Below are 11,659 nucleotides of genomic sequence, written 5' to 3' on the forward strand. Positions count from 1 at the left end.
GTGATACCCCCTGAGTCCATTTCTGTAATTTTAGTTGGTTTTTAAATTCATTTAATAATATGAAAATTTCTTCCGTTTGGCTAGATCCCTCTTCCGCCATCCACATTCATCACTTCGCCTGTGACAATTTTGGACAGGTCAGAAGCTAAATACAATGCCGCCTGAGCGATATCTTCCGGCTGAATGAGAGTCCCCAATGGAACGCTGCTGATGAAAATATCTTTTTTACCCGCCTCCACTTCGGCCTCATTTCCACTGATGAACTTGCCCAGCATGGGTGTTTCGGCTGGTCCAGGGTTGATGACATTGACCCTGATTTGATAAGGGGCAAGCTCGATAGCCAATGCCTTGCTGAGCATGATCGCCGCACCTTTGGAAGCGCAATAAGCATTCAGGCCCGGTCTTGCACGAATTCCGGCAATCGAGGCGATATTGATAATGCTTCCCTTTTTCCCTGCTTTCATATGCGGGACCGCATGACGCGTTGTCAAATAGATCGATTTCGTATTAACCGACATGATCTTATCCCACTGTTCGAGCGACAGTTCTTCAATTGGCGTAAATGCTTGGGGAACGCCCGCGCAATTGACCAGCACGTCGATAGATCCAAACGCTGCCACCGTATCCTTGATTAGTGCCGCAACACTTTGATCATCCGATACGTCTGTCTGTACAGCTTGCCCCTTCCCTTCAGGAAGCTCCTGTGCTGCTTGCTCTGCTGCTGCCTTATTCAGGTCAGCCAACACGACATTTGCCCCTTGATCAGCGAACAGCTTGGCGATGGCTTTTCCCATGCCAGATGCTGCGCCAGTCACAATCGCGGTTTTCCCTTGCAATAGTTGTCCGGTCATAGATTAATGACCACCATCCTCTCTTCGGTCATCTCCTCGACTGCATAGCGAGGCCCTTCCTTGCCAAGTCCACTGTTTTTGACTCCACCATACGGCATGACGTCGTTACGATAGGTCGACACGTCATTGATCACGACACCGCCATACTCAAGGGTGCGTGCTGCTTTCATGGCGATATTTAGATCTCGCGTAAAAATTCCGGCTTGCAGACCGTACTCCGAATCGTTCGCTTGCGCAAATGCCTCGTCGAGGTCGCTATAAGGGATGATCGTCACCACAGGAGCAAAAACTTCCCGGCACACGACCTTCATTTCCGGCTTTGTATTGACCAGAACAGCAGGGTAGAACAAGGCTCCCTCGCGTTTTACAGGCAACAAGGACTGGGCTCCTTGGCTGATTGCTTCCTGTACCCATTCTTCGGTACGGATCGCTTCTTTTTCACTGATCATGGGTCCAACATCGGTATTCGGATCTTCCGGGTTGCCTACCTTTAATTGATTGACATGCGCAATGTACAAGTCACTGAACTCCTGTATAACCGCTTCATGGACGTAAATACGCTGAACGGCGATGCACGCCTGACCGGCATTGTGAAAGCTGCGCGCTGCCGTCTGGCGTGCTGCCAGCTCCAGATCGGCATCCAAGTGAACGATATTCGGCGAATTGTTGCCCAGCTCCAGTGCGACAGGCCGCATGCCGCTGCGCTCTTTTATATGACGCCCTACCTCGCCTGACCCGGTAAAGGTATACATGGCGATGCGTTCTTCGTCTAGTAACCATTCCCCTACTTGGCTGCCCGCTCCCGTTACTACGTTGATGTAGCCTTTAGGCAAGCCTGCCTCTTCCAGAACCTCCAACAAGAGAAAGGTAGCGATCGGAGTAACGGTAGCCGGCTTGACCACCAACGTATTCCCGGCAGCGATTGCGGGGGCTATTTTGTGTGTGCTGAGCAAAAGCGGATAGTTAAACGGAGTGATCGCCCCGATTACACCTTTTGGCACGCGAATGGTAAAGCCCAGACGGTTCTCTGAGCCTTCTGTCGATTGCAGCGGGACCATTTCGCCGTGAATTTTTTTCGCCTCTTCTGCTGACAAAAGCAACGTATTGATGGTCCGATCCAGCTCATTCATCGCATCTTTGCGTGTTTTTCCGACTTCGCGAATCAAAGACAGCTCCATCTCGTCACGACGAGCTTCCATCAGTTGAGACGCTTTCAACAAGATTTTATAGCGTTGAAATGGCGTCAACGTATCCTGTTTGAAAGACTTCCAGGCTGCTTCTACTGCCTCTGTCACATGATGCTGCTCTGCGCGGGCAATGTGTGCGATACACTCGCCATTGTATTTGTGGAAAACGGGAATGGAGTTTTCTGTTTTTACCCATTCTCCACCGATGTACAAGTCATACGATTTCGCTTCCATTCTCCTCTTCCTCCTCGTTTTCTATTTGTTACTTGTATAAATGTGGTGAACGATCTCGTCTCCCAGCTCCTTCGTCGATGCCTTGCCTCCTAAGTCAGGAGTCAGCACTTTACCATCCAGCAGAACTTGCTCAATCGCGTTCATAATCACGGCGCTGATTTCTGGCAAGTCGAGATGATCCATCATCATGGCGAGACTCCATACTTGGGCAATCGGATTAGCTATGCCTTTACCAGCAATGTCTGGCGCAGATCCATGTATCGGCTCAAACATTGATGGATACTTGCGCTCGGGATTGATATTGGCAGAAGGTGCTAGACCAAGCCCGCCTACAATCGCAGCTCCCAAGTCTGTCAAGATGTCCCCGAACAAATTGCTAGCCACCACGACGTCAAACGTTTCTGGTCGCGTGATAAAATAGGCAGCCAACGCGTCGATGTGATAGAGGTTCGTTTCGACTCCCGGATGCTCACGGCTCACTTCCTTGACAATCTCATCCCAGAACGGCATGGAATGATTGATTCCATTCGATTTCGTTGCGGAGGTAAGTCGCTTTCTCGGCCGCTTTTCCGCCAAAGAATACGCGTATTTGAGGATGCGCTCTGTGCCGTACCGAGTAAATACATTGTTCTGGACTGCCATTTCATATGGCGTCCCTTGGTGCATGCGTCCGCCCATATTGGAGTATTCGCCTTCTGTATTTTCCCTGACCACCACAAAATCGAGATCAGCGTGTTCCTTGTAGCGCAAGGGACTCTCCAACCCTCGCAGCAGCTTTACCGGACGAAGGTTTACATACTGTTGGAACGCACGGCGGATTGGCAATATCAATTCCCAGACCGAGACATGATCAGGCACCTCGGGCGCACCCACTGCACCAAGCAGAATCAAATCGTAATCCTTCAATGTATCCAGTCCATTTTCCGGCATCATTCTGCCATGTGTGAGGTAATACTTGCAGTTCCAATCCATCACATCGCTGGCAAAACGAATGCCTCCATGGCTCTCTTCTATTGCTTTTAATACCTTCAATCCCTCATCCATTACCTCGGGACCAATTCCGTCTCCCGGGATCACAGCGATCGAATAATGAAGCAATCGACTCCCCCCTAAAATGGTCTAAATTGTTTGATATTTTACCTTGAATCCTCTTGCACATTTGATGCCAAATCATTCTTCGCAGCACGACCCGGTAAAACGCTTTCATAGCAAGCGAATAAAAACCACGTTTTGACATTCTTCTACACAACACAACAAAGTGTTGCAACGTTTTGTTGCAACACTTTGTTCACTCTAAATGATACTGCTTCATTTTTCGCCATAAGGTTGTTCGGTCGATTCCAAGAATCTTCGCCGCCAATGTTTTGTTATGCTTCACCTGCTGCAAAGCAGCTTCAATCCTCTTCGCTTCCGGATCTTTTTGCCCTTCCATCGCTGCGGGCACGCTGTGGGTAGGCGTAGTTTTTTTCTTTGCAAATAAAAAAGAAGCATCCTCTTTATCGAGCTTTCCTCCCTTTGCCAGCAAAACCATTCGCTCAACGACATTGCGCAGCTCCCGCACATTTCCCGGCCAGTGGTAGGATTGAAACATGGCGTAGAGTCCCTCGTCGATTTCTTCCACCTTTTGCTCATGCTGTTCATTTATTTCCTGAACCATGCTCGCGACAAGCACTGGGATGTCTGACAAACGCTCGCGCAAAGGGGGCACATCGAGCTTTAACATATTAATGCGGTAATAGAGATCGGCTCGAAAATGCTCCTTTTCAATCTCCTCGGCCAAATCGCGATTGGTCGCAGCTACAATCCGCACATCGACAGGAATAATTCGCTCCCCACCGACACGGCGGACGCGCCGCTCTTGCAGCACTCTGAGCAAAAGGACCTGAATCCGCAGTGGCATCTCTCCGATTTCATCCAGAAACAGCGTTCCTCCATGTGCAAGCTCAAACAATCCAGGTTTTCCGCCTTTTTTGGCACCCGTAAAAGCTCCGTCCTCATATCCAAATAGTTCGCTTTCCAGCAAGCTCTCCGGCAGCGCCGCACAATTGACAGCGAGGAACGGTCCAAGCGCTCGCCCACTCTCCAGATGGATGCCTTGGGCAAACAGTTCTTTTCCCGTCCCTGATTCACCCGTGATTAACACCGTTGCATGGGTCTTTGCAAATAAGGCTGCCTGTTCCTTCGTTTCAATGATCTTCGTTGACGTGCCAATGATGCTGTCGAGACGATACCTTGCTTCCAGGCCGTTGTCGTGCAGCTTTTTCCGAAGCGACATCTCCATCTTTTGTATGTCACTGATTTCTTTGAAGTTGGAAACCGCACCCACGACCTGATCCTTCACAATGACCGGAATGCGGTTGATGACAATGGATCTGTCCAAAACCGTTGCTACCTCTCCCAGTTCCTGCCGCCCCGTCTTCAAGACGCGCAGCATGTCCGAATGGGGAATATAGTCCGTGATCGGCTTGCCCAGAACATCTCCAGAGAGTCCCAATAATAATTTGGCATGCTCATTAACCAGAGTGATGTGGCTCAAGCGATCGACTGCAATCACGGCATCATGAGCCGAATTGACGACCGCTTCCATGAGATGCTTCTCCCGTAGCCGATCCTTTGTGTACGTGACCAAAGATGTCGCTTGCTGTACAGCTCTACGCAAGGTGGCAACGGAGGGTGAAACGAGCTGTCGATCTGAGATTGGCGGCATGGCTGACAAGAAACTCACGTCCCAGACAGGTATCATATATACGTTGTTGCCGTAATCATGGTCCGCCCGTAAGTCTTCTTGACAACGAAATAAACAATCGCTTCCTACGACATCCGGGTTCAAGGCATGCTCAAGCTCCAGCCATTCTCTCTCTTTTTGAGAAGCACACACGACTACGAGCTTTTTGACTGACTGTTCTTCCCCTCGCCGTTTTTCCCATGCCCTTTTTACATCGTTCATGTCGATGGACAAAGAAACGACAGGAAGCGACAAGGATTCCAATTCTTCTGTGTAGCGTTCTGTTGTTATGACGACAAACGGATTCATCATCTGATCCAAAATGGATTTAATGGAATAGAAAAAGCCAATGTTTTGACCGCTCTTCTCCAAAAGAACAGCCATTTCTTTCTCCAACTCTTTATCTAGCCTGTATAAGGCAATCATATATCCCCCTGATTCATTGGCAATGAAAGGTCGTACTCCGCCATTTTGCGGTACAAGGTGTTTCGCCCGATCTGGAGCATTTTTGCCGCCTTGCTCACATTTCCTCCACTTGTGTACAAGGCTCTTTTTATCGCTTCCAGCTCTGTTTCCCGCAAAGAAAGAATCTCTTGGTCATAAGCTGTAGACACGCCGACATCCACAAGCCCCTCTAACTGAATGTCCTGTTCACTGATCTCATAAGTCTCCGATAAAAAAGTCGCCTGCATCAATACCCCCAGGAGCTCTCGTACGTTACCGGGCCATGCGTATGACAACAGCTTAGCCTTTGCCTCCCTGGACAAGACGAGTGGCTCTTCCTGGGCAATCTGCTTGATCAAATGCTCCGCAAGCTGGATCAGATCACTTCTTTTGCGCAGTGGCGGAAGCTGAATCGAAACCCCTTTGAGGCGATAGTACAAATCAGCCCGAAAACGTCCCGCCTTGATCTCTTCTGGCAAATTCCGATGCGTAGCGGCAATGATTCTGGCGTGAACAGGACGGGACTGGTTACTGCCCACAGGCGTGACGACCTTTTCCTGCAGAACCCGCAAGAGAGCCGCTTGGGCCCGCAACGACATGTCCCCAATCTCGTCCAAGAAAATCGTTCCCTTTTTCGCCGCTTCAAACTTGCCTATCCTGCCCTCGCGTTGGGCTCCTGTAAACGCTCCACCTTCATAGCCAAACAATTCACTCTCGATTAAATTTTCCGATATTGCACTGCAGTTTACCGCGATAAAAGGCTCTTCAGCACGCGGGCCTGTCTCATGGATCATTTGAGCGAACAATTCTTTTCCCGTTCCGCTCTCACCTATAATCAATGCCGGGAAATCAACATACGCTGCTTTTTGCCCCAGCATTTTCGCTTGACTAAAGAGGGGGCATGATCCCGCGAGCCGTGGATACGGTTTTAACTGAGAAGTAGCGGACGTAGACCAGATTCGCTTCCGTTTGTCCTGCACTTTTCGAGCAGTCCACCCCACCTCTGGTTGCAGAGTTGTTCCCATTGCTTCTGCCCCCAACTGCTGCTTCGCCAATTCGTTGAGACTGACAATCCGATCATCACGATCGAGGCCAACGAGCGGCAGACTATTCCCCATAGCAGATAGCGATGAAGAAGTAGGGAGAGCAATGACGCGCTCAGCTTCGGCAAGCATCAAGCGATTTTGCAAAGCCTCCGCAATCATGCAGGCGATGGTCAAAGCGAATGGGTGCGAGTATTCTTTTCGCGTACTGATATCTATGACGCCCAGCAATTCTCCGGTAGGGGAGAAAATCGGTGCAGCCGAGCACGTCAGAAAACGGTTCTCTAAAAAATAATGCTGTTCACCTTGAATCTGGATGGGCTGCTGCGCGATCAAGGCGGTTCCGATCGCGTTCGTTCCTTTATTATTCTCAGTCCAATTGGCCCCGATCTGCAGTTGTACCTTTTGCGCCTGATTAGCGAAAATCGGATCTCCAATCGTATGAATAATATTGCCATCACGATCGGACAGCAAGGCGATATGCTCCGTCGACAATAAAAAAGGAGCCAGTTTATTAAAAAGGGGAAAGCTCTCGCGGATCAGAGGGTGATTTTCCTGAATGATTTCTTTGATCCGGTTGGTAGAAATGATTTGGTCATTGGACTTCTCCGTGGCTTTGAGGCTAGATTCCTGGCAGCGTTTCCAAGATTGCTGTACAATCGTCGACAACACTCTTCCCTCCCCCCAAAATCATTCACTCTCAGTATAGCACGAACAGCTTTTTTTCGTTGGTTGCTGAATCGAACTGTTTCGTCTGTTCCACTTTGGAACACATGATGACCTATTTCAGAACAACTCCCTCCTTACTTATTCGCGAAAACGCAGTCATTTCCTATTTTTCACTTTTGGTACGGGATTTGCTTTTAGAAATGGACGTACAACAGTAAGTGATAATAGAGGAGGCGCTCGCATGATCTATGCTCAGCCCGGCCAAGCCGGATCCAAGGTGACTTTCAAAAATCGCTACGAAAACTACATTGGAGGAAATTGGGTTCCGCCAGTGAAGGGTGAATACTTTGAAAATGTCTCTCCTGTCACAGGCAAGGTATTTTGCGAGGTCGCTCGCTCTACAGCAGATGATATTGAGCTGGCTCTCGATGCTGCACACGAAGCCAAAACGGCTTGGGGCCGCACCTCTGCAGCAGGTCGCTCTAACATTCTCTTAAAAATCGCAGACCGCATGGAAGCCAATCTCGAACTCTTGGCGGTTGCGGAGTCGTGGGAAAATGGAAAACCTGTACGTGAAACACTCGCTGCTGACATCCCTCTCGCTATTGATCACTTCCGTTATTTTGCAGGTGCCATCCGCGCTCAGGATAGCTCTCTCGCTGAAATTGATAATGATACGGTAGCCTACCACTTCCATGAACCACTAGGAGTCGTTGGACAGATCATTCCGTGGAACTTCCCTCTGCTGATGGCGACATGGAAGCTGGCTCCGGCTCTTGCTGCAGGTAACTGCGTCGTCCTCAAGCCTGCTGAGCAGACACCAGCTTCCATTATGGTGCTGATGGAGCTGATTGGCGACCTGCTACCTCCTGGTGTCGTTAACGTGGTGAATGGCTTTGGTCTGGAAGCGGGCAAACCCCTTGCCTCCAGCAACCGCATCGCCAAAATCGCATTTACAGGCGAAACGACAACGGGCCGTCTAATTATGCAATACGCCTCCCAAAACATCATTCCGGTTACATTGGAGTTGGGCGGCAAATCACCAAATATCTTCTTCCCTGATGTGTGTGCCAAAGACGATGCCTTCTTCAATAAAGCCATCGAGGGTTTTGTACTGTTTGCGCTCAACCAAGGGGAGGTTTGCACATGCCCATCGCGTGCGCTGATTCACGAAAGCATTTACGATCAATTCATGGAGCGTGCCCTGAAACGGGTAGCCAGCATCAAACAAGGCAATCCGCTTGATTCCGATACCATGATCGGTGCTCAAGCCTCTTTGGAGCAGGTGGAAAAAATTCTCTCCTACCTCGATATCGGCAAACAAGAAGGAGCGGATTGCCTGATCGGCGGCGGACGCGCTGAGCTTTCCGGAGATCTTGAGGGCGGTTACTACATTCAGCCTACCGTCTTCAAAGGACACAACAAAATGCGTATTTTCCAAGAAGAAATCTTCGGTCCAGTCGTCTCCGTTACGACCTTCAAAGATGCAGAAGAGGCTCTCTCTATCGCGAACGACACCTTGTACGGCTTGGGCTCAGGTGTATGGACACGCGACGTAAACACTGCTTATCGTTTTGGTCGTGAAATCCAGGCAGGTCGGGTATGGACCAACTGCTACCACGCATACCCCGCTCACGCAGCATTTGGCGGATACAAAATGTCTGGTATCGGTCGTGAGAACCACAAAATGATGCTTTCCCATTACCAGCAAACCAAAAACCTGCTGGTCAGCTACAGCGACCAGGCACTCGGGTTCTTTTAATCAAATGGACCAGCCGGAAAAAGTGCTCGCAACAGAGGCTGCGCTGCAACTAATCGAACGGCTTCGGGCCAAACACGGTGACCTGATGTTTCACCAGTCGGGGGGCTGCTGCGACGGCAGCTCTCCCATGTGTTACCCGCTTGGAGAGTTTCTCGTCGGTGATCAGGATGTACTGCTGGGCGAAATTGGTGGTTGCCCGTTTTATATGGGCAAAGCTCAGTACGAGTATTGGAAGCATACTCAGCTCATCATCGATGTCGTTTCTGGACGTGGCGGCATGTTTTCGCTCGAAGGTCCAGAGGGCGTACGCTTTCTCACTCGTTCACGCATGTTTTCTGATTCTTGAGCAAGAAAAGGACCATTCCCTCACCTCTACAGGTGGGGAACGGTCCTTCTTGTATTAACGTATAAGAATTTATAAGCGCGACCGCTTATGAATTCTGGAGCGCATGACAAGGTACCTCAGCGTTCGCTCCCGGCATTACTTCGGTGAAACTTTCCACTAATACGCGGTCGCTCCTCCTTGAGGAGGCCACGATAGAGGTTTTCTTATCGCTGTCTCGTCTTTTTTCTAGTTGGACGCCCGGTAGAAGTGGCGTTTGCCCTCTTAGTTGGCTTGGAGTCAAAACGAGTAGCGCTGCGCTGCGCAGTAGCCGGCTTGCCAGCGGAACTGCTTTGCTTGCGGGTGCTATCCTTCCCCTTGCGATCATTGCCCTTTGCCTTGCCCTCTATGCCACCAGTCTTCCCTGGTCCGCCTTTTGCCTTATAATCAGATTTATCTCCACCAGGTCGCCGGTCGTCACCATCACGCTTCCGCCCAAATCCCCGATCTCTGCGCTCATCGACCCTCCCTTTGGAACGACCTTTTTGCTCTCCTCTACGATCTCGCCCACTAGATTGATTAGCCTCTGGCTTCTGCTGCCGGTTCCGTGATTTTTGTTCGGTCTGCTTTTCATTTTCCATCCCGCGCCGTTCGAGAGACAGGTTTATTCCTTTTTCAATCATCTCCAGCAGCATGCGATCTTTCGCAGCCACTAAGGTAAAGGCTATCCCCTGCTCTCCGGCACGACCTGTACGGCCGATTCGGTGAATATAGCTGTCCACATCTTCAGGAATGTCGTAGTTGAATACGTGCGTGATTCCCTCTACATCCAGACCGCGTGCGGCTACATCTGTCGCGACCAGGTACTGAATCTTGGCCTCACGGAATCGCTTCATCACATCTTCGCGTTTCGCCTGTGACAAATCGCCGTGCAATTCGTCTGATACATAGCCATATCCTTGCAGGGCAGCATTTAATGTACTCGCTCTGCGCTTTGTTCGACAAAAAATGACAGCCAAAAACGGTCGTTGCTCATCAAGCAGCCCCCGAAGAGTCGCCTGCTTTGCCCGATCCGTCGTCTCTACGACGATCTGTTTGATGTCTTCGAGGGTGATGCGCTTGCCCTGCACCCGAATATCCTCCGGCTGCTTCATAAAGCGCTTGGCGAGGGAACGCACCTGCGAGGGCATCGTTGCGGAAAACAGCAAGGTTTGGCGATCTGCCGAAATGTTGCCGATGATTTCCTCTACTTCGGGCAGAAACCCCATATGCAGCATCTGGTCTGCCTCGTCGAGAACAAATGTCGAAACACTCGATAGCTCAATCGTGCCACGTCTCATATGATCGAGCAGACGTCCAGGTGTCGCGATCACTACCTGTTTTTTGCCCTGCAGCTTTCTCATTTGCCGATCTACGTCTTGTCCGCCGTACACAGCCAAGACGTGAATATCGTCCAGATTAGCTGTCAGCTTTTTTACTTCGGCTGTGATTTGCAGAGCCAGCTCCCGGGTAGGCGTTAAAATCAATGCCTGCACGTGCGTCGCCTGCGGATCAGCCTGCTCCAAAATCGGCAAAACAAAGGCAAGCGTCTTCCCCGTTCCCGTCTGCGCTTGGGAAATTACATCTTTTCCTGCGAGTACGACAGGAATGGTTTTCTCCTGAATGGGGGTCGGTTCGGTAATCCCATTTGCCAGTAGCGTTTTTTGCAGTTCCTTGCGTATGCCCAGTCTCAAAAAGTCAGCCAGTTTCGCCATCTCCATTTCTCATTCCATTGGGAGCTTGTCTCATTTCGTGCAGACAGCCATTCCAATAAAGTAACGTACGCCATCACGCGGCTTTTCAAAAGTAACGCCTCGCTGATAGTAAATCTCTACCTCGGAAAAGCGGGCAAACAGCTCGGCGAATTCCTCTGGTGTCAATTGGTGAACATGAAACGGCTCACTCGTCTGCATGCCCCTTCCCCTGCCAAATGGACTGGACAAGACCAGCGTTCCACCCGGTTTTAGCATCCGGTACAGATTATCCATAAAAAGCAGGTCGTCCTCCACATGTTCAATCGTTTCAAAGCTGAGTATGGTATCAAATTGTCCAAGCTGCTCGGGAAGCTCAGGGTCAATCGCATTTCCGGTTTGATACGTAATCTTTTGGTGGTTGTACTCCCGATTCGCGTAGGAAATGGTTTCCTCATCAATGTCTACGCCAATCAGATGTGTGAGCTCACGTTTTCGCTCCTTGGCTACCATATGACAGCCATAGCCTGTCCCACATGCGATATCCAGTACTCTTCCCCTGATGTAGGGAGTGGCAAAATAGTATCTGGCGATATGCTCCAGGAGCATGCCGTTGGTAGGTTTTAAAAGCTTGGGAATGATTCGTTCTCCCGTCCATTCAAGCAATCGGATCACCATTTTTCTTGTTTACT

9 protein-coding genes are annotated in these 11,659 nt (G+C 50.1%); 2 read left to right on the forward strand and 7 right to left on the reverse strand.

Annotation, left to right across the window (positions count from 1 at the left end; translation table 11 throughout):
* Positions 1-80: 80 nt before the first annotated feature.
* The 5 genes from ACIFQN_RS06155 to ACIFQN_RS06175 form a co-directional block, all read right to left on the reverse strand.
* On the reverse strand, positions 81-851 hold the full coding sequence (locus tag ACIFQN_RS06155; protein ID WP_429832164.1) for an SDR family oxidoreductase: 771 nt from the start codon (positions 849-851) through the stop codon (positions 81-83).
* The gene (locus ACIFQN_RS06160; RefSeq protein WP_429832165.1) at positions 848-2,272 is read right to left on the reverse strand and encodes an aldehyde dehydrogenase family protein; all 1,425 of its coding nucleotides are present in this window, start codon (positions 2,270-2,272) and stop codon (positions 848-850) included. Before ACIFQN_RS06160 ends, ACIFQN_RS06155 begins: the two co-directional genes overlap by 4 nt.
* A 21-nt stretch (positions 2,273-2,293) precedes the next feature.
* Entirely contained in the window at positions 2,294-3,370 is a 1,077-nt protein-coding gene (locus tag ACIFQN_RS06165) for a tartrate dehydrogenase (protein ID WP_429832166.1), read from the reverse strand.
* A 190-nt stretch (positions 3,371-3,560) separates the two neighbouring features.
* Positions 3,561-5,423 (reverse strand): sigma-54 interaction domain-containing protein, encoded by a 1,863-nt coding sequence (locus ACIFQN_RS06170; protein ID WP_429832167.1) that lies wholly within the window; start codon positions 5,421-5,423, stop codon positions 3,561-3,563.
* Positions 5,420-7,153, reverse strand: a complete 1,734-nt coding sequence (locus tag ACIFQN_RS06175) for a sigma-54-dependent Fis family transcriptional regulator (RefSeq protein ID WP_429832168.1) — start codon at positions 7,151-7,153, stop codon at positions 5,420-5,422. The genes ACIFQN_RS06170 and ACIFQN_RS06175 overlap by 4 nt, the downstream gene beginning before the upstream one ends.
* 241 nt (positions 7,154-7,394) lie before the next feature.
* Here ACIFQN_RS06175 and adh point away from each other — a divergent pair, with 241 nt between their 5' ends.
* Together adh and ACIFQN_RS06185 are read left to right on the forward strand one after the other, a co-directional pair.
* Positions 7,395-8,915, forward strand: a complete 1,521-nt coding sequence (gene adh, locus ACIFQN_RS06180; RefSeq protein ID WP_429832169.1) for an aldehyde dehydrogenase — start codon at positions 7,395-7,397, stop codon at positions 8,913-8,915.
* 4 nt (positions 8,916-8,919) lie between these two features.
* Positions 8,920-9,261, forward strand: a complete 342-nt coding sequence (locus tag ACIFQN_RS06185; RefSeq protein WP_429832170.1) for a DUF779 domain-containing protein — start codon at positions 8,920-8,922, stop codon at positions 9,259-9,261.
* 203 nt (positions 9,262-9,464) lie between these two features.
* Here the strand turns inward: ACIFQN_RS06185 and ACIFQN_RS06190 are convergent, their stop codons facing one another.
* Positions 9,465-10,997, reverse strand: coding sequence for a DEAD/DEAH box helicase (locus ACIFQN_RS06190; RefSeq protein WP_429832171.1), 1,533 nt, complete (start codon positions 10,995-10,997; stop codon positions 9,465-9,467).
* Between the two features lie 24 nt (positions 10,998-11,021).
* Complete coding sequence (locus tag ACIFQN_RS06195) at positions 11,022-11,645, reverse strand: class I SAM-dependent methyltransferase (protein WP_429832172.1); 624 nt, start codon at positions 11,643-11,645, stop codon at positions 11,022-11,024.
* Positions 11,646-11,659 lie beyond the last annotated feature (14 nt).

The sequence above is a fragment of the Brevibacillus sp. NRS-1366 genome (assembly GCF_050467985.1).

Excerpts from the sequence above, each read along its gene's own strand:
- adh (WP_429832169.1), top strand. The coding sequence starts at position 7,395 with ATGATCTATGCTCAGCCCGGCCAAGCCGGATCCAAGGTGACTTTCAAA.
- ACIFQN_RS06195 (WP_429832172.1), bottom strand. The coding sequence starts at position 11,645 with ATGGTGATCCGATTGCTTGAATGGACGGGAGAACGAATCATTCCCAAG.
- ACIFQN_RS06160 (WP_429832165.1), bottom strand. The coding sequence starts at position 2,272 with ATGGAAGCGAAATCGTATGACTTGTACATCGGTGGAGAATGGGTAAAA.
- ACIFQN_RS06185 (WP_429832170.1), top strand. The coding sequence starts at position 8,920 with ATGGACCAGCCGGAAAAAGTGCTCGCAACAGAGGCTGCGCTGCAACTA.
- ACIFQN_RS06155 (WP_429832164.1), bottom strand. The coding sequence starts at position 851 with ATGACCGGACAACTATTGCAAGGGAAAACCGCGATTGTGACTGGCGCA.
- ACIFQN_RS06190 (WP_429832171.1), bottom strand. The coding sequence starts at position 10,997 with ATGGAGATGGCGAAACTGGCTGACTTTTTGAGACTGGGCATACGCAAG.
- ACIFQN_RS06170 (WP_429832167.1), bottom strand. The coding sequence starts at position 5,423 with ATGATTGCCTTATACAGGCTAGATAAAGAGTTGGAGAAAGAAATGGCT.